Here is a 16,970-nt window from a genome sequence, read left to right as displayed (position 1 = left end):
TGGTGCTGGTGGTCACGTGAAGCATCCATTCTGGGGGTTGCGGTAACACTAGCCGACGGCTAGAGGATGGTCAGGGTCGAAAGGCCCACTCCTGTACACTGAAAAGCGACACTCTGACCGTAGAGACGACACTCTTTTGTAGAGAGCCGGGAGGCCGCATGGCGACGATCCTCCTGGTTTTCCTGCTCGTTTCCGTGCTGACTCCCACGCTCACCCGACTGCTCGGGTTGCGCGTTTTTTATGTGGTCGCCGTTCTGCCCGCGATCGCGTTCGGCTACACCCTCACGCAAACCAGTACGGTCGCCGCCGGCGGGGCCGCCACCGAGAGCCTCCCGTGGATCCCGTCGCTCGGCATCAGCCTGTCCTTCCGGGTGGATGCGCTCGCCTGGCTGCTCGCCCTCGTCGTGACCGGTGTCGGCGCCCTGGTGCTCATCTACTGCGCCCGCTACTTCGACGCCGACGAGCCGAGCCTGGGCCGGTTCGCCGCTCTGCTGCTGGCCTTCGCCGGAACTATGTACGGGCTCGTCACCGCCGACGACATCCTGGTCATGTTCATGTTCTGGGAGATCACCAGCGTGCTCTCGTACCTGCTGATCGGGCACTACACCGCCAAGCGGGAGAGCCGCGGTGCCGCCCTGCAGGCCCTGCTGGTGACCACCTTCGGTGGCCTGGTCATGCTGATCGGCGTCGTGATGATCTCCGTCGACGCCGGAACCACCTCGCTGGCCGCGATCGTGGCGAACCCCACCGGCACGCCGGTCGCCATCTGGGCGGTGCTGCTGATCCTCGTCGGCGCCCTGTCGAAGTCCGCGCTCATCCCGTTCCACTTCTGGCTTCCGGCCGCGATGGCCGCACCCACCCCGGTGAGCGCCTACCTGCACGCCGCCGCCATGGTGAAGGCCGGCATCTACCTCACCGCCCGCTTCGCACCCGGCTACGCCGACTCACCCGGCTGGCTTCCGGTGTTGGTGACCATCGGCGTGTGGACCATGCTCGTGGGCGCCTGGCGGTCGCTGCGCCAGCACGACATCAAGCTGATGCTCGCCTACGGCACCGTCAGCCAGCTCGGCTTCCTCATGGTGGTCGTGGGCTTCGGCACCCGTGATGCCGCCCTCGCCGGGGTGGCGCTGCTGCTCGCGCATGCGCTGTACAAGGCGACCCTCTTCCTTGTGGTGGGTATCATCGACCATCGCGCCGGCACCCGCGACTGGCGCAAGCTCTCCGGCCTCGGCCGACGCGAACCGGCCCTGGCCGCGATCGCGCTCATCGCCGTCGCGTCGATGGCCGGGCTCCCGCCGCTGCTCGGCTTCGTGGCCAAGGAATCCGTCTTCACCGCATTCCTCGAAGCCGGCGAGGCCGGCGACGGTTGGGGCTGGATCGCCCTGGCCGGCACCGCGATCGGGTCCGTTCTCACGGTCGCCTACAGTGCCAAGTTCTTCTGGGGCGCGTTCGGCACCCGCCCGTCGATCAGCGACACCCCGATGCACTCCAGCCGGTGGGACTTCATGCTGGCCCCCGGCATCCTCACCGTCGCCACGATCGTGCTCGGCCCGTTCATCTTCCTGCTCGACCCGGTGCTTGCCCAATACGCCGACACCATGCCCGGCGAGGGCGACGCGCACCTGATGCTCTGGCACGGTTTCGAACCGGCGCTGTTCCTCAGCATCGTGGTCGTGGCCCTCGGCCTCGTCATCTTCTGGCAGCGCAAGCGCGTGGCCCGCTGGCAGGCCACGGTGCCGGCCTGGGTGGACGCCGGTCACGGCTACGGCCACACCGTGCGTTTCGTCGACAGAATCGCCGCCCGCACCACTCACCTCGCCCAGAGGGGCGGCCTGCCGCAGTACCTCTCGACCATCCTTGTGGTGTTCGTGCTGGCCCTCGGCGCCGTCTCGTTCGTCAACCGCACCTGGCCCGACGCCGTGGTGCTCTGGGACTACCCGGCCCAGGTCATCATCGGCCTGGTCATGATCATCGCCGCCGCGATGGCCGCCCGGGTCGGGCAGCGGATGACCGCGGTGCTGCTGGCCGGCGTCACCGGCTACGGGCTGGTCGCCCTGTTCGCCTTCCACGGTGCACCCGACCTGGCGCTCACCCAGGCGCTCGTCGAGTCGATCACCCTCGTGGTGGTGGTGCTCGTGCTGCGTCGCCTGCCCAGCCGTATCGCCCAGCACAATCGGCCCATGCACCGCCGCCGGCGCGCCCTCATCGGCATCCTGGTGGGCCTGACCATGGGCACCATCGCCGTCATCTCGCTCGGCGCCCGCCAATGGCCCGACATGGCCAAGGACCTGGCCCGGTTGTCCGTCGTGGAGGGCCACGGCAACAACATCGTCAACGTCATGCTCGTCGACATCCGCGCCTGGGACACCATGGGCGAGATCTCGGTGCTCATCGTCGTGGCCACCGGCGTCGCCAGCCTGCTATTCGTCTCCGGCCGCAGCGAGCAGATGCCGCGCCTGCGGGAGTCCCGCAAACGCCGCGAACCGAAGAACCGCCGCCGCGTCGTGGCCGACCCGCACGCAAGCTCCGCCGGGCATGCCGTGACCCGGCAGTCCTGGCTGCTCGGAGGGCGCACCCAGTCCGCCGAGAACCGGTCGATCCTCATCGAGGTGCTCGTCCGGCTGCTCTTCCACCCCGCAATCGTCGTGTCGATCTACCTGCTCTTCGCCGGCCACAACCTGCCGGGCGGCGGGTTCGCCGGCGGCCTCCTGGCCGGCCTGGCCCTCGTGGCCCGGTACCTGGCCGGCGGCCGGTACGAGCTGGGCGAAGCCGTGCCCATCGACCCGGGCAAGATCCTCGGACTCGGCGTGGTCCTCGCCGTCGGCACCGCCGTCGGGTCGATCTTCGTGACGGGCACCCCGCTCGAATCCGCCTACTTCCAGGCCGACGTGCCGCTGCTTGGGCACCTCTCCTTCGGCACCTCCAGCATCTTCGACATCGGGGTGTACCTCGTCGTGATCGGCCTGAGCCTGGATATTCTGCGCAGCCTCGGCAGCGAGATCGACCGGCAGAGCGAGCTCGACGAACCAGGCGACGACGACCCGGACGAGCCCATCATTCCCGCCATCGGCAACGCCTCCAGCGACGCCGGCGACGCGATGGGTTTCGACGCCTCCTCCGAGTGGACCCCAGCGGAGGCCCCGGCGCCGGGCACCGGACCTGAAACCGCCCCGATCACCCAGCCCGCCGACCCGGCGGAAGACAGCACACCGGCAGGAGGCACCCGATGAGCGCCTCCCTGACCCTCGTGATCGTCATGGCCGCGATGTACGCCGCGGGCATCTACATCATGCTCGAACGCAGCCTCACCCGGGTGCTGATCGGGTTCCTGCTGGTGGGAAACGCCACCAACCTGCTGATCTTCATCATGAGCGGACGGCCCGGCAGCTCGCCGATCGTCACCGGCACGTCCCTGGACGACACCATGGTCGACCCGCTGCCGCAGGTGCTGATGCTCACCGCCATCGTGATCAACTTCGGGATCACGGCCCTGCTGCTCGCGCTGATCTACCGCTCCTGGTGGCTGGCCCAGCTCGGCGACGAGGGCGACACCCTCACCGACGAGCACGCCGCCGAAACCAGCGAAGACTCCGAAATCACGTTCCGGTCCTCCACCGACGACGAGGCCGCCGTGCAGGCATCGCTCGACGCCAGTGAGGACGGCAGCGACGACGACAGCTCGGCTGTTGACGCGACCGACCGCTCCGACGAACGCGCACCCGCCGCCGGCGACGCCGCGCGCACCGACCGCGAGGGCGGCACCCGATGAACGTACTCGTGCCCCTCGTCGTCGCCATCCCGCTTCTCGGCGCCGCCCTCGCCATCGCGCTCGGCCGCCGGTCGCGCTACCAGGTGGCGGTGAGCGTGCTCACGCTCTCCGCGGTCGTGGTGATCAGCAGCATCCTGTTGGTGCTCGTCGACCAGCACGGCCCGGCCGTGGTGAATGTGGGCGGGTGGCAGCCACCGTTCGGCATCGTTCTCGTCGTGGACCGTCTGTCGGCCATCATGCTGCTCGTGTCGGCCCTGATGCTGCTCGGCGTTCTGCTCTTCGCTGTCGGCCAGGGCATCGTCGACAGCAACCGGGAGACCCCGGTGTCGATCTTCCACCCCACCTATCTGGTGCTGTCGGCGGGTCTGTTCAACGCGTTCATCGCCGGTGACCTGTTCAACATGTACGTGGGCTTCGAGATGCTGCTCTCGGCCAGTTACGTGCTGCTCACCCTCGGCGGCACGGGTGCGCGCATCCGGGCCGGTGTCACGTACATCGTCGTCAGCCTCATCTCGTCGATCCTGTTCCTGTCGGCCATCGCGCTCATCTACGGCGCGACCGGAACCGTGACGCTGGCGCTGCTGGCCGAGCGCATCCCGCAGCTGCCCGGTGACGTGCAACTCATTCTCGGGCTCATGCTGCTCATCGCCTTCAGCGTGAAGGCGGCCGTGTTCCCGCTGTCGTTCTGGCTGCCGGACTCGTACCCCACCGCGCCGGCCCCGGTCACCGCGGTGTTCGCGGGCCTGCTCACCAAGGTGGGCGTGTACGCCATCCTGCGCACCCAGACGCTGTTGTTCCCCGACAACCAGTTCTCGCTGCCGTTGATGATCGTGGCGCTGCTCACCATGGTGATCGGCATTTTCGGCGCTCTCGCCCAGGCCGACATCAAACGGTTGCTCTCGTTCACCCTGGTGAGCCACATCGGCTACATGATCTTCGGCATCGCCCTGGGCACCGAGGCGGCGATCGCTGCCACCATCTTCTACGTCGTGCACCACATCATGATCCAGACCACGCTGTTCCTCTGCGCCGGCCTCATCGAACGTATCGGCGGCACCACCTCGTTGGCCCGCTTGGGCGGGATGCTCAAGGCCGCGCCGTTGGTCGCCGTCCTGTTCTTCATCGGAGCGCTCAACCTCGGCGGCATCCCGCCGTTCTCCGGGTTCCTCGGCAAGGTGGCCTTGTTCGACGCTGGTGTGCAGGTGGGCGGCGCCCTCAGCTACGTGCTGCTCGCCGGGGGAGCGGCCACCTCGCTGCTCACCCTGTACGCGCTGGCCCGCGCCTGGAACATGGCGTTCTGGCGGCCGCGACGGGACGTGGAGAACTACGACTCCGCCGTGCTCGACGCCCTGCAGGACGACCCGCACGACGAGGGCACGGTCACCACCAAGACCACCTCAGCCCTGATGACCGCGGCGACAGCCACCATGCTCGCCCTCACCGTGAGCCTGACGATCTTCGCCGGCCCGGCGTTCGACCTGGCCACCCGCGCCGCCGCGAACATCTCCGACCCGTCGGTCTACATCGACGCCGTCTTCCCGGGAGGCACCCCGTGAGCAGTGTGCGCGAACGACTCGGCGGACTGATCAGCCAGCTGCCCCTGTTCCTCGGCCTGGTGCTGCTCTGGTCGTTGCTCTGGGGCAAGTTCTCCTGGCTGAACCTCGTCACCGGCGCGGTGTTCGCGGCCCTGGTCTCCGTCGTGTTCTACCTGCCGGCGGTGCAGCTCAGCGGCCGGATCAACCTGTGGCGCAGCGTCTGGCTGTTCGCCAAGCTGATCTGGGACATCGTGCGGGCATCCGTGGATGTGTCCTGGCTCGCCCTCGGCCCGCGCTACACCGCGAGCAACGCGATCCTCGCCGTGCACCTGCGCACCCGCAGCGACCTGATCCTCACCTGGACCGCCGTGGCCACCTCGATCGTGCCGGGCTCCATCGTGGTCGACATCGAGCGGGTCGACTCGACCCTGTACCTGCACGTCATCAACATGCACGACGAAGTGGAGGCCGACGCCTTCCGCGCCCGGGTGCTCGCGACCGAGCGTCGTATCGTGATGGCCTTCGGCTCGCGCGAAGACGTGGAGCGGGTCTGCCAGGTGCGGGCCGATGAAGACCTCAGCGACGGCGCCCCCGGCGCCCCGGGCCCGCACGCCCCGCACGGCCCCGGAACGCACTCCTCCACCGATCCCGAGAACGGAGCCACCGCATGACCCCCATGGACATCGTTGCCATCGTCGCCGGAATCCTGTTCGGCGCCGGCGCCCTGGCGGCCGTCTACCGCATCATCCGTGGACCGAGCGTGCTCGACCGGGTGATCGCCTCCGACGTGCTCGTGGCCACCATCATCTGCGCCCTGGGCGCCGAGATGGCGTTCAACCGGCACACCGACAACCTGCCGGTGCTGCTCGTGCTGGCCCTCTTCGCGGTGCTCGGCTCGCTCAGCGTGGCCCGGTTCCTGCCCGGACGGGACCGCGCATGAGCGCCGTCTGGAGCGACGTGGTCACCGCCGTCCTGGTGCTGCTCGCCGCCGTGATGTGCCTGGCCGCCGGCGTCGGCCTGCTCCGCTTCCCCGACGTGCTCACCCGGCTGCACTCGGCCACGAAGCCCCAGATCCTCGGCCTGATGGCGGTCACCCTCGACATCGCCGTGACGAACTTCAGCGTCGGCACCGTCACCCTCGTCGTCGCGATCGTGCTGTTCCAGTCGCTCACCGCGCCCATGGCGGCACACCTGGTGGCCCGTGCCGCGTACCAGACCGACCACCTGCGGCCGGATTTGCTGGTGCTCGACGAGCTCCGGGACGCACGCGGCTGATAGTATGGCCGAGTCGCAACTGGCGTAGCACGAAAGATGGGTCACCATCGGGGAGCGACTGACACGGTTAGTGGCCGCACGCCTGGGCCACGACACATCCATCTATATGTATGAGGAGTTTTCCCGTGTCCGACACTGTGCTCACTAGTTCCGTACCCTCCACCTTCAACGATTCCCTCGAGGTCGTCGACCCCGAGATCGCCGCGATCCTCGAGCTCGAGCTCGGTCGCCAGCGCGACTACCTCGAGATGATCGCCAGCGAGAACTTCGTGCCCCGCGCCATCCTGCAGTCGCAGGGTTCGGTGCTCACCAACAAGTACGCCGAGGGCTACCCGGGCCGCCGCTACTACGGCGGCTGCGAGTACGTCGACGTGGCCGAGCAGCTCGCCATCGACCGCGCCAAGAGCCTCTTCGGCGCCGAGTACGCGAACGTGCAGCCGCACTCCGGTGCCACCGCCAACGCCGCGGTGCTCTCCGCCATCGCCACTCCCGGCGACACCATCCTGGGCCTGGAGCTCGCGCACGGCGGCCACCTCACCCACGGCATGAAGCTCAACTTCTCCGGCAAGCTCTACAACCCGGTCGCCTACGGCGTCGACCCGGAGACCTTCCGCGTCGACATGGACGTGGTGCGCGACAAGGCCCTCGAGCACAAGCCGCAGGTCATCATCGCCGGCTGGTCGGCCTACCCCCGCCAGCTCGACTTCGCCGCATTCCGCGCCATCGCCGATGAGGTGGGCGCCAAGCTCTGGGTCGACATGGCCCACTTCGCCGGCCTCGTCGCCGCAGGCCTGCACCCGTCACCGGTGCCCTACGCCGACGTCGTGTCCAGCACCGTGCACAAGACCCTCGCCGGCCCGCGCTCGGGCTTCATCCTCTCCCGCGACACCGCGCTGGCGAAGAAGCTCAACTCCAACGTCTTCCCCGGCCAGCAGGGCGGCCCGCTCATGCACGTGATCGCCGCCAAGGCCACCGCGTTCAAGCTCGCCGCGACCCCCGAGTTCAAGGAACGCCAGGAGCGCACCCTCCGCGGCGCCCGGATCCTCGCCGACCGCCTCACCGCCGACGACTCCCGTGCAGCGGGCATCGACGTGCTCACCGGCGGCACCGACGTGCACCTCGTGCTCGCCGACCTCCGCCACTCCGAGATCAACGGCCAGCAGGCCGAAGACGCGCTGCACGAAGTGGGCATCACCGTCAACCGCAACTCGGTGCCGTTCGACCCGCGCCCGCCCATGGTCACCTCCGGCCTCCGTATCGGCACGCCCGCCCTGGCCACCCGTGGCTTCGGCGACGCCGAGTTCACCGTGGTCTCCGACGTCATCGCCGAGGCCCTCAAGCCCGGCGCCGACATCCCCGCGCTCCGCGCCCGGGTGAAGGGCCTCACCGACGCGTTCCCGCTCTACCCCGGCCTGGCCCAGTAGGTCTTTCGAGCGCTGACGGATGCGTAACCCCCGCGTGAACGCATCCGTCACCGCCCGCACCCGGCATCGCCCGCGCCTCAGGTACGCCGGGTCGATGCGCGTTCGGCGTGGTCCTGCCGCACTCCGGCAGCCGCGCAGCACCACCGACAGATCGGATTTCGCATGACCGCACTCACCCTCGACGGCGTCGCCACCGCGACCCAGGTCAAGCTCGAACTCGCCGAGCGCGTCCGCGCGCTGGCCGCCCACGGCGTCGTGCCGGGGCTCGGTACCCTGCTCGTCGGCGACGACCCGGGCTCCCGCTCCTACGTGGCCGGCAAGCACCGCGACTGCGCCGAGGTGGGCATCGAATCCATCCGCATCGACCTGCCCGGCTCCGCCACCTCAGCGGATGTGCGGGCCGCGATCAAGGACCTCAACGCCGCCCGTGAGGTGACCGGCTACATCATCCAGCTGCCGTTGCCCGTTGGCCACAACGAGAACGCCATGCTCGAGCTGATGGACCCCGCCAAGGACGCCGACGGCCTGCACCCCACCAACCTGGGCCGCCTGGTGCTGGGCATCGAGGGCGAGCTCGACTCACCGCTGCCGTGCACCCCCGCCGGCATCGTGGAACTGCTGCGCCGTTACGAGGTGCCCATCGCCGGCAAGAACGTCGTCGTCATCGGCCGCGGCCTCACCGTGGGTCGCCCGCTGGGCCTGCTCTTCACCCGCAAGGGCCTGGACGCCACCGTCACCCTCACCCACTCCCGCACGGTCGACCTGGCCGGTGAGGTGCGCCGCGCCGACATCGTCGTGGCAGCCGTGGGAGTGCCGCACCTGGTACAGGCCGACTGGATCAAGCCCGGTGCCGCCGTGCTCGACGTGGGCATCACCCGCGTGGAGAACCCGGAGACCGGCAAGGGCGTGCTCACCGGAGACGTGCACCCCGACGTCGCCAACGTGGCCGGCCACCTCTCGCCGAACCCCCGCGGCGTCGGCCCGATGACCCGCGCCATGCTCCTGGCGAACGTCGTCAAGGCCTCCGAGCGCCTCCTCAAGCCCTAGCGCCCTCCGCGAACCCGCCTTTCGCGAACTCTGAGCTAAGCCCCCGAAACGGCCCGATTCCGGTGCCTAGGTCAGAGTTCGCGGGGGTGGGTCAGGTCGCGAGGCGGTGCAGGGCCGCGTGGCCGAGGTAGTTTTCGGCGTTGTGGCGGATGCCGTCGATCTCGTCCGCGGTGAGCTCGCGTCGCACCTTGGCCGGTACCCCGGCCACGAGCGAGCCCGGCGGCACGATGGTGCCCTCGAGCACCACGGCCCCGGCGGCCACGAGCGACCCGGCACCGATGACGGCACCGTTGAGCACCGTGGCGGCCATACCGATCAGGGCGCCGTCCTCGACCGTGCAGCCGTGCAGCACGGCACCGTGGCCCACCGACACGTCGCGACCGACGATCAGCGGAAAGCCGCCGTCGACGTGGCACGAGACGTTGTCCTGCAGGTTGGAGCCCGCGCCGATGCGGATCGGTTCGGCCTCGGCACGCAGCACCGCGTTGTACCAGACGCTGGCGTGCTCGGCGAGGCTCACGTTGCCCACCAGCACGGCACCGGCGGCGACAAACGCGCTCTCGGCCACGTGCGGCCCCGGACGGTCGGGCAGGGTGATGAGGCGGGCGGCGTTGTCGGCGGTCATGGCTCCACCCTAGTTGCGCATCCGTCGCTCACCCACGCCCCGCGAACAGGGAGTTGAGCCCCGAAAATCTCGGATTGTGGGTGCCCTGCTCAGGGTTCGTGGGCTCTAGGATTCAGGGATGGTGAACACTGCGCATCCCGCCGTTGACAGAGTGCGCCTGGCGCTGAACGCCCAGGGAGTGGACCCCGAGATCCGCTGGTTCGACGACGCGACCACGACAGCCGTCGCAGCTGCCGCGGCGTTGGGCATAGAGGTGGGTGCCATCGCGAACTCGCTGGTCTTCACCCTCGACGGGGCGCCGTTGCTGGTTCTCACCTCTGGCGCACACAGGGTGGACACGGCCTGGCTGGGGGAGCGCCTCGGCGGCACCATCGGCCGCGCGTCGAAAGACCTCGTGAAGGAAGCCACCGGACAAGTGATCGGCGGAGTCGCGCCGCTGGGGCATCCGTCGCCGATCCGCACCCTGGTCGACGAGGATCTCGCCGGCTATCCCGTGGTGTGGGCCGCTGCCGGGCACGCCCACACGGTGTTTCCCACCACGTTCACCGAGCTGCTGCGCCTCACCGGAGGCGAGGCCACTCCGGTGGTTCCGCCCGTCTAGGCGTCCAGGTCAGCCCCGTCCCAGACCCCAGTGCGGACACGCGAGGCCTCCCAAGAAAGCGCGTTTCCTGAGCGGACCTCGTGACGTGCGTGCACGTCGCGCCCCCGTCGCTGGTCGACCCTGTCGACGTGTGCTGAGACTGTTGAAGCGGACCTCGTGACGTGCGAGTATGTCGCGCCCCGTCGTTGGTCGAGCCTGTCGAGACCCCGTGACGTGCGTCGAGATCTGCTCACCGGGTCTCGACAAGCTCGACCAGCGTCCGACAGGCTCGACCAGCGTCCGACAAGCTCGACCAGCGTCCGACAGGCTCGACCAGCGTCCGACAGGCTCGACCAGCGTCCGACAGGCTCGGCCAGCGTGCGACGGGCTCGGCCAACGACGGGGCGCGATCCTCCTAGGACAGGCGGGCGGCCCCGGCGGCTGCGCGCACCACGAACATGTCGGGGGCGGTGAAACCGGCGGCCGCGAAGGCCTCGGACACGGCGTGCTGCACCGCGGGGATCAACGCGTGCGGGGTGAGCGCGATGGCCGAGCCGCCGAAGCCGCCGCCGGTCATCCGGGCGCCGAGGGCGCCGGCGGCACGGGCCGTGTCGACCGCGAGGTCGAGCTCGGGGACGGAGATCTCGAAGTCGTCGCGCATCGAGGCGTGTGACGCGTCGAGCAGCGCGCCGATGGCGCCGGGGCCCTCCTCGCGCAGCACCCGCACGGTGTCGAGCACGCGCTGGTTCTCGGTGAGGATGTGCCGCACCCGGCGGAAGGTCTCGTCGTCGAGGGTCGTGGCGGCGCGGGGCAGGCCGTCCACCGTGAGGTCGCGCAGCGACGAGACCCCCATCAGCCGGGCCCCGGTCTCGCAGGACGCGCGGCGTGAGGCGTAGCCGCCCGTCGCGTGCGCGTGGCTGACCTTGGTGTCGATCACGAGGAGCTCGAGGCCCGCGTCGTCGAAGCCGAGCGGGATGACCTCGGACTCGAAGCTGCGGCAGTCCAGGAACACGGCCGAGTCGGTCTCGCCCAGCAGCGACGCCGACTGGTCGAGGATGCCCGTGGGCGCGCCGACGACCTCGTTCTCGGCCAGCTGGCCCACCCGCACGAGCACCTGCTTGTCGAAGCCGAGGTTCCACACCTCGTCGAGGGCCACGGCGGTGGCGCACTCAATCGCGGCGGAGGACGACAGCCCGGCGCCGATCGGCACATCGGAGTCGATGAAGATATCGAAGCCGATCACGGCAGACAGGTCGGCGCCCTTCTGGCCGAGCGCCCACGCCACGCCCAGCGGATACGCCGACCAGCCCGACACGGTCTCGGGGGAGAGGTCGTCGAGTGAGATCTCCACGATCTCCTCGGTGAACGAGCTGGCGACCCGGAGCATCCGGTCGTCGCGGAGCGCGAGGGCGACCACGGCACGGCGGTTGATAGCGAAGGGGAACACAAAACCGTCGTTGTAGTCGGTGTGCTCGCCGATCAGGTTGACCCGACCGGGGCCGAACCACAGGCCGGCCGGCTCGCGGTCGAACCGGTCGCGGAAGCCGCTCGTGGTGCTCGGGGTGGTGTCGTTCACGAGTGGGCCCTTCCGGTGCTGCTGTCGGTGGATTCTGCGGAGGCGGCATCGGCGGCCGCATCCGCGGCATCCGAACGCGCGATCGCGGCGCGGATGTTGTCGGCGGCCTGCTCCGGCGTGACGTCGCCGATCCAGGCGCCCATGGCGGCCTCGGAGCCGGCCAGGAACTTCAGTTTGTCCTCGGCCCGGCGCGGGCTGGTCAGCTGCAGCATCAGGCGGATGTCGTCGCGGTGCACGTTGACGGGCGCCTGGTGCCACGCGCCGATGTACGGCGTGGGCGTGGAGTAGAGCTGGTCGATACCGCGCAGCAGGCGGCGGTAGAGCACCGCGAGCTCGTCGCGCTCGGCCAGCGTGGTGCCGGCGAAGTCGGCCACGTGGCGGTGCGGCAGCATGTGCACCTCGACGGGCCAGCGGGCGGCGAACGGCACGAACGCGGTCCAGTGCTCGCCTTGCAGGATGACCCGGTCGCCGGCCTGCTCGCTGGCCAGAATGTCGGCGAAAAGGGTGGGGCCGTAGCTCTCGATCGAGTCGATCAGGCGCTGGGTGCGCGGAGTGACGTACGGGTAGGAGTAGATCTGGCCGTGCGGGTGGTGCAGCGTGACGCCGATGGCCTCACCGCGGTTCTCGAACGGGAACACCTGCTCGATGCCGGGCATCTGCGAGAGCTTGTGGGTGCGCTCGGCCCAGGCCTCGATCACGGTGCGGGCGCGGGTGACCGACAGGCTGCCGAACGAACCCTCGGTGGCGGGGCTGAAACAGACGACCTCGCAGCGGCCGACCGAGGTGCGGATGCGCCCCAGCCCGATCGCGCGCAGGTCGTCGAGTCCGGTGGGCGCGTCGTCATCGGTGAGCAGCGGCCCGAACGAGGGCGACTTGTTCTCGAACACGGCCACGTCGTAGTTGCTGGGCACCTCGGAGGGGTTCTCCGGCGTGGACGGCGCGAGCGGATCGAGGTGCGCCGGCGGCAGGAACACCCGGTTCTGCCGGGCCGCGGCGATGGAGATCCACTCGCCGCTGAGCGGGTCCTGGCGCATGCGCGCGTTCGCCGGGCGCGGAGCCAGGTCGCGCAGGTCGGGGGCCCGGTCGGGCGAGAGGGTGGTGTCGGGGTCATCGAAGTAGATGAGCTCGCGACCGTCCGCGAGGGTGTGCGGGTGACGCGCGATGCCGGCGTCTGCGACGAAGTCTGGGGTGTTGGTGAGGTCAGTCATGGCGGGATCAACGCTAGCCGATTTGCGCAACCGAAACCAGTACTTGTGTATTGAAAAGCGAGGGAAACTAAGTGAAGATGGGGGCATGGCCTCAGTCGAACATCCGCCCGACCGCGACGCCCTGCCCGCGCACCAGCGCCGGGAGCAGATCCAACGGCTCGTCGACGCCCGCGGCTTCGTGCGTGTCAGCGAACTCAGTGACACCTTCGGCGTCTCCGGGGTCACCGCCCGCGCCGACCTCGACCAGCTCGAGAGCACCGGCAGCCTCATGCGCATCCACGGCGGCGCGGTGCCGGCCGGCATCTCCACCACCAGCCGGCCCGACCGGGAATTCTCCTTCGAGGAGGCCCTGGCGTCGTCGGTGGTGCCCAAACAGCAGGTCGGCGGGCTCGCCGCCTCCCTGGTCTCGAGCGGGCAGAGCGTGATCCTCGATGTGGGCACCACCACCCTCGCCGTGGCCCGGGCGCTCGTGGCCCGCACCGACCTCACCGACGTCGTCGTCATCACCAACGGCCTGAGCATCGCCCTCGCCCTGGAGCCGGCCATCCCGCGGTTCACCGTGATCGTCACCGGTGGCTCGCTCCGGCCGTTGCAGCACTCGCTCGTCGACCCGCTCGCGGCCACCGTGCTCAGCCAGGTGCACGCCGACCTGGCCTTCATCGGCTGCAACGGCGTCGACGTGGACGGCGGGGTCACCAACATCAACCTGCCGGAGGCCGGCGTGAAGACCCTCATGCTCGCCGCCGCGGCGCGCGCGATCATCGTGGCCGACGGTGCCAAACTAGGGCAGGTGCACCTGGGCCGGATCGGTCCGCTTGCCGCCTTCGACACCCTGGTGACGGATGCGGCCGCCGACCCGCTCACCCTGGCCCCGCTCCGCGAGGCCGGCCTCGCCGTGCTCCAGCCCACCTGATCCGAAAGACACCCATGCCCCTTGCCGCCGCCACCGGAACCCAGTACGCCCTCGTCTGCACCACCCCGCAGGGCCCGGCGACCGCGACGGTCACGGAGGTCGCCGGAGGCCTCCGCGAATACGCGCTGAACGGCATCGACCTGGTGGAGGGCTTCGGGCCGGAGTCGGTGCCGCCGCTCGGCGCCGGCACGGTACTCACGCCCTGGCCCAACCGCATCCGCGACGCCGTCTGGAGCCACGGCGGCACCCGGCACCAGCTGGTCATCACCGAACCCGAGCTCGGCAATGCGATCCACGGCCTGCTCGCCGTCACCGCCTACCGGCTGGTCGCGCAGACCGACAACGCGGTGACCCTGGCCGCCACGGTCTACCCGCAGGCCGGCTACCCGTACCAACTCGACACCACGGTCACGTATGCGCTCACGGCCGACGGCCTCGACGTGACCCACAGCATCCGCAACGTCGGCGCAGCGGATGCCCCGGTGGCCCTCGGCACCCACCCCTACCTGAAGATCGGCGACGTGCCCACCGGCGACCTCGTGCTACGGCTCGCCGCCACTAGCCACATCGACGTGGACGCCCGGCTCAACCCGGTGGGTGTCAGCGACGTGGCCGGCACTCGCTTCGACCTGCGCGACGGGGCCCGGGTGGACGAACTCGACCTCGACGACGGCTTCGGCGGCGTGCTCGTGCAAGACGGCCGCGGCGAGCACTCGCTGACCGCCCCCGACGGCCGCCGCGTCACCCTGTGGGGCGACGAGAACATGGCCTACGTGCAGGCGTTCACGCCGCGCAACTTCCCCGTGCGCACCGGCGACTCCGTGCGGATCGGCCAGGCCGTCGCGATTGAGCCGATGACCGCGCCGGCGGATGCGTTCAACTCCGGCCAGGGCCTCAACTGGCTGGCCCCGGGCGAGGAATGGGTCGTTCGCTGGGGAATCACCCCGACGGGTTTCGCGTCCTGAGAAACCCGGCCTAGGGTGGCGGGAGCGCCGCGCTTCGGGCGGCCCCGGATCGACGAGGAACGACCAGACCCATGGCAGCACCGTCCCTGACCTCACCCACCCTGACCGGGCCCGGCCCCCGGGCGCCCCTGAGCGCACCGGACGAGGCGCGCCGGGTGGCGCTCGTGGGCATGAAACGGCTGGCCCTCGGCCTGCTGCTGGCGATGACGCTGATCTTCGCGGTGTCGTTCGCCCTCGAAGAGCGCTACCCGTGGCTGGAGTACGTGCGCGCCGCCGCCGAAGGCGGCATGGTGGGCGCCATCGCGGACTGGTTCGCGGTCACGGCGCTGTTCCGGTATCCGCTCGGGCTGCGCATCCCGCACACCAACATCATCGCCAACCGCAAAGACGAGATCGGCGCGAGCCTGGGCGAGTTCGTGGAGTCCAACTTCCTCTCCGACGCCGTCGTGCGCGGCAAGCTCGAGTCCATCGGGGTATCCAGGAGGCTCGGCGCCTGGCTGGTGCAGCCGGCGAACGCGCAGCGGCTCACCGACGAGATCGCGCACGCTGGGTCGGGGCTGCTCGACCTGCTCAGCGACGACGAGATCAAGAACCTGCTCGAGGGCGTCGCGCGGGAGCACCTGCTGCGACCGGAGTGGGGACCGAGCCTCGGCCGGCTGGGGGAGCACCTCGTGGCCTCCGGTCGGCACCACGCCGCCGTGGACCTGCTGCTCGACAAGGCACACAGCTGGCTGACCGCGCACCCCGAGGCGTTCGGTCAGTCCGTCTCCACCCGGCTGCCGCGCTGGCTGCCCGGCTTCGTGGGCGAGATGGTCGACGACAAGGCCTACCGCGAGGTGCTCGCGTTCGTGACGACGGTGCAGCGAGAGCCGGAACATCCGTTGCGGGGAGCCATCGACCGGTACCTGGCCGAGCTGATGACCGACCTGCAGTTCGACGACACCATGATCGGGCGCGTCGAGGTGCTCAAGCTCGAACTGGTCGACAATGCCAAGCTGCGCGAGTTCGCCGGGGATGCCTGGGAGTCGCTCAAGGCGTCGCTGCTGGCCGCCCTGGCCGACCCGGACAGCGCCGTGCGCGCCGGCGTGCAGTCGACGGTGCTCGACGTGGGCGCCCGGCTCGTGGGCGACCAATCGCTGGGCGCGCGTATCGACCGGTGGCTCGCCGACACCGCCGGGTACGTGCTGCAGAAGTACCGGCACGAGATCGCCGGCGTGATCACCGAGACCGTGGAGCGCTGGGACCCGGCCGAGACCACCGAGAAGATCGAGCTGCAGGTGGGCAAGGACCTGCAGTTCATCCGCATCAACGGCACCGTCGTCGGCGCGCTGGCCGGCCTGCTGATCTTCGCACTGGCCCAGGGCGCCCTGGTGCTGTTCGGCGGCTGAGTCGCGTGGCCGGCCTGCCACACGTTCTGCCCGGTGAGCCATACTGAAGTCGTGAACACCGGCTCGAATGGTCCCGGGGATGGCACGGCCCCGGCTTCCGGTGCGCCCTCCACCGCGCGCATCGTCGACGAGGGCATGCTGATCGCCCTCTCCGCGGTGCGGATGGCCGTGAAGAACGGCATCATCGTGGGCGCCCTGCGCGACCACAGCGACTACGACCCCGAGCGTTACGCCGCGCTGGCCCGGCACGAACTAGAACACGTGGCCCAGGAGAACGACGAGGACTCCACCCGGGTCGAGCGGCTCGGCTCCTACCTGAAGCGCACGACCGGGGCGGGCAAAAGCCGTGAGCTGGAGAACAAACGCCGCGACGTGGTGCGCCTCGGCCGTCGCCGCACCCTGCACGACCACGTCGCTGAGCGGCTGCGGGAGTTCGCCGCGGACGAGAGCCGGGTGACCGACCTCGTCGCGAAGGCCCGCACGGATGCCCTGCAGGAGATCAACGACGCTCTCTCCACCCGGCTCCTTGCCCAGCGCATCGACCCCCGCCAGCCCGGCTACCAGGCGGTGCGGGCCGAACGGATGCGCGCCGTCGCGGCGATCGACCTGGCCAAGCTGGCGAAGACCGCCCGGCACCCCGGCCCGACCGGCTGAATACCGCCCGG

Annotated in this window: 16 protein-coding genes and 1 riboswitch; of the genes, 13 read left to right on the top strand and 3 right to left on the bottom strand. The window is 69.9% G+C overall.

Going from position 1 to position 16,970, the window contains the following annotated elements; translation table 11 throughout:
• The first annotated feature begins 158 nt into the window (after positions 1-158).
• From PA27867_RS14405 to PA27867_RS14370, 8 genes are all read left to right on the top strand, one after another.
• Positions 159-3,230 carry a Na+/H+ antiporter subunit A gene (locus PA27867_RS14405; RefSeq protein ID WP_066597454.1) on the top strand — a complete coding sequence of 1,024 codons (3,072 nt, stop codon included), beginning with the start codon at positions 159-161 and terminating at the stop codon, positions 3,228-3,230.
• Complete coding sequence (locus tag PA27867_RS14400; RefSeq protein WP_066597452.1) at positions 3,227-3,769, top strand: sodium:proton antiporter; 543 nt, start codon at positions 3,227-3,229, stop codon at positions 3,767-3,769. Before PA27867_RS14405 ends, PA27867_RS14400 begins: the two co-directional genes overlap by 4 nt.
• Entirely contained in the window at positions 3,766-5,325 is a 1,560-nt protein-coding gene (locus tag PA27867_RS14395) for a Na+/H+ antiporter subunit D (protein WP_066597447.1), read from the top strand. The genes PA27867_RS14400 and PA27867_RS14395 overlap by 4 nt, the downstream gene beginning before the upstream one ends.
• Complete coding sequence (locus tag PA27867_RS14390) at positions 5,322-5,975, top strand: Na+/H+ antiporter subunit E (RefSeq protein ID WP_066597445.1); 654 nt, start codon at positions 5,322-5,324, stop codon at positions 5,973-5,975. Before PA27867_RS14395 ends, PA27867_RS14390 begins: the two co-directional genes overlap by 4 nt.
• Positions 5,972-6,244 carry a monovalent cation/H+ antiporter complex subunit F gene (locus PA27867_RS14385; protein WP_084021193.1) on the top strand — a complete coding sequence of 91 codons (273 nt, stop codon included), beginning with the start codon at positions 5,972-5,974 and terminating at the stop codon, positions 6,242-6,244. The genes PA27867_RS14390 and PA27867_RS14385 overlap by 4 nt, the downstream gene beginning before the upstream one ends.
• Complete coding sequence (mnhG, locus tag PA27867_RS14380) at positions 6,241-6,579, top strand: monovalent cation/H(+) antiporter subunit G (protein ID WP_066597443.1); 339 nt, start codon at positions 6,241-6,243, stop codon at positions 6,577-6,579. Before PA27867_RS14385 ends, mnhG begins: the two co-directional genes overlap by 4 nt.
• Before the next feature lie 5 nt (positions 6,580-6,584).
• Positions 6,585-6,674: riboswitch (ZMP/ZTP riboswitch) on the top strand.
• Between the two features lie 15 nt (positions 6,675-6,689).
• Entirely contained in the window at positions 6,690-8,003 is a 1,314-nt protein-coding gene (gene glyA / locus PA27867_RS14375; protein ID WP_066597441.1) for a serine hydroxymethyltransferase, read from the top strand.
• 162 nt (positions 8,004-8,165) lie between these two features.
• Complete coding sequence (locus tag PA27867_RS14370) at positions 8,166-9,050, top strand: bifunctional methylenetetrahydrofolate dehydrogenase/methenyltetrahydrofolate cyclohydrolase (protein ID WP_066597439.1); 885 nt, start codon at positions 8,166-8,168, stop codon at positions 9,048-9,050.
• A 91-nt stretch (positions 9,051-9,141) separates the two neighbouring features.
• On the opposite strand, the gene PA27867_RS14365 is transcribed toward PA27867_RS14370, so the two are convergent.
• The gene (locus PA27867_RS14365) at positions 9,142-9,675 is read right to left on the bottom strand and encodes a gamma carbonic anhydrase family protein (protein WP_066597437.1); all 534 of its coding nucleotides are present in this window, start codon (positions 9,673-9,675) and stop codon (positions 9,142-9,144) included.
• A gap of 118 nt (positions 9,676-9,793) precedes the next feature.
• Between PA27867_RS14365 and PA27867_RS14360 the strand changes: the two genes are divergently transcribed.
• Positions 9,794-10,276, top strand: a complete 483-nt coding sequence (locus PA27867_RS14360; RefSeq protein ID WP_066597435.1) for a YbaK/EbsC family protein — start codon at positions 9,794-9,796, stop codon at positions 10,274-10,276.
• A gap of 394 nt (positions 10,277-10,670) precedes the next feature.
• Here PA27867_RS14360 and galK read toward each other — a convergent pair whose 3' ends face one another.
• Both galK and galT read right to left on the bottom strand, forming a co-directional pair.
• Complete coding sequence (gene galK / locus PA27867_RS14355; RefSeq protein ID WP_066597433.1) at positions 10,671-11,831, bottom strand: galactokinase; 1,161 nt, start codon at positions 11,829-11,831, stop codon at positions 10,671-10,673.
• Positions 11,828-13,039, bottom strand: a complete 1,212-nt coding sequence (galT, locus tag PA27867_RS14350; protein WP_084021191.1) for a galactose-1-phosphate uridylyltransferase — start codon at positions 13,037-13,039, stop codon at positions 11,828-11,830. The genes galK and galT overlap by 4 nt, the downstream gene beginning before the upstream one ends.
• An 85-nt stretch (positions 13,040-13,124) precedes the next feature.
• Here galT and PA27867_RS14345 point away from each other — a divergent pair, with 85 nt between their 5' ends.
• The 4 genes from PA27867_RS14345 (at position 13,125) to PA27867_RS14330 (ending at position 16,959) form a co-directional block, all read left to right on the top strand.
• Positions 13,125-13,952: a DeoR/GlpR family DNA-binding transcription regulator gene (locus PA27867_RS14345; RefSeq protein WP_066597432.1), complete on the top strand. Its 828-nt coding sequence runs from the start codon at positions 13,125-13,127 to the stop codon at positions 13,950-13,952.
• Positions 13,953-13,966: 14 nt separating this feature from the next.
• On the top strand, positions 13,967-14,917 hold the full coding sequence (locus PA27867_RS14340; protein WP_066597431.1) for an aldose 1-epimerase family protein: 951 nt from the start codon (positions 13,967-13,969) through the stop codon (positions 14,915-14,917).
• 71 nt (positions 14,918-14,988) lie between these two features.
• Complete coding sequence (locus PA27867_RS14335; protein ID WP_066597429.1) at positions 14,989-16,305, top strand: DUF445 domain-containing protein; 1,317 nt, start codon at positions 14,989-14,991, stop codon at positions 16,303-16,305.
• Between the two features lie 51 nt (positions 16,306-16,356).
• Positions 16,357-16,959 (top strand): hypothetical protein, encoded by a 603-nt coding sequence (locus tag PA27867_RS14330; RefSeq protein WP_066597422.1) that lies wholly within the window; start codon positions 16,357-16,359, stop codon positions 16,957-16,959.
• Positions 16,960-16,970 lie beyond the last annotated feature (11 nt).

Origin of the sequence: Cryobacterium arcticum (genome assembly GCF_001679725.1) — a bacterium.
GTDB lineage: Bacteria > Actinomycetota > Actinomycetes > Actinomycetales > Microbacteriaceae > Cryobacterium > Cryobacterium arcticum_A.
The sequence above is the reverse complement of the archived record's forward strand: the minus strand, read 5'-3'. Positions and strand labels throughout refer to the sequence as shown.

Bases quoted from the DNA above. Each gene is read 5' to 3' on its own strand.
- PA27867_RS14405 (WP_066597454.1), top strand. From the start codon at position 159: ATGGCGACGATCCTCCTGGTTTTCCTGCTCGTTTCCGTGCTGACTCCC.
- PA27867_RS14400 (WP_066597452.1), top strand. From the start codon at position 3,227: ATGAGCGCCTCCCTGACCCTCGTGATCGTCATGGCCGCGATGTACGCC.
- PA27867_RS14395 (WP_066597447.1), top strand. From the start codon at position 3,766: ATGAACGTACTCGTGCCCCTCGTCGTCGCCATCCCGCTTCTCGGCGCC.
- PA27867_RS14385 (WP_084021193.1), top strand. From the start codon at position 5,972: ATGACCCCCATGGACATCGTTGCCATCGTCGCCGGAATCCTGTTCGGC.
- mnhG (WP_066597443.1), top strand. From the start codon at position 6,241: ATGAGCGCCGTCTGGAGCGACGTGGTCACCGCCGTCCTGGTGCTGCTC.
- glyA (WP_066597441.1), top strand. From the start codon at position 6,690: ATGAGGAGTTTTCCCGTGTCCGACACTGTGCTCACTAGTTCCGTACCC.
- PA27867_RS14370 (WP_066597439.1), top strand. From the start codon at position 8,166: ATGACCGCACTCACCCTCGACGGCGTCGCCACCGCGACCCAGGTCAAG.
- PA27867_RS14365 (WP_066597437.1), bottom strand. From the start codon at position 9,675: ATGACCGCCGACAACGCCGCCCGCCTCATCACCCTGCCCGACCGTCCG.
- PA27867_RS14360 (WP_066597435.1), top strand. From the start codon at position 9,794: ATGGTGAACACTGCGCATCCCGCCGTTGACAGAGTGCGCCTGGCGCTG.
- galT (WP_084021191.1), bottom strand. From the start codon at position 13,039: ATGACTGACCTCACCAACACCCCAGACTTCGTCGCAGACGCCGGCATC.
- PA27867_RS14345 (WP_066597432.1), top strand. From the start codon at position 13,125: ATGGCCTCAGTCGAACATCCGCCCGACCGCGACGCCCTGCCCGCGCAC.
- PA27867_RS14340 (WP_066597431.1), top strand. From the start codon at position 13,967: ATGCCCCTTGCCGCCGCCACCGGAACCCAGTACGCCCTCGTCTGCACC.
- PA27867_RS14335 (WP_066597429.1), top strand. From the start codon at position 14,989: ATGGCAGCACCGTCCCTGACCTCACCCACCCTGACCGGGCCCGGCCCC.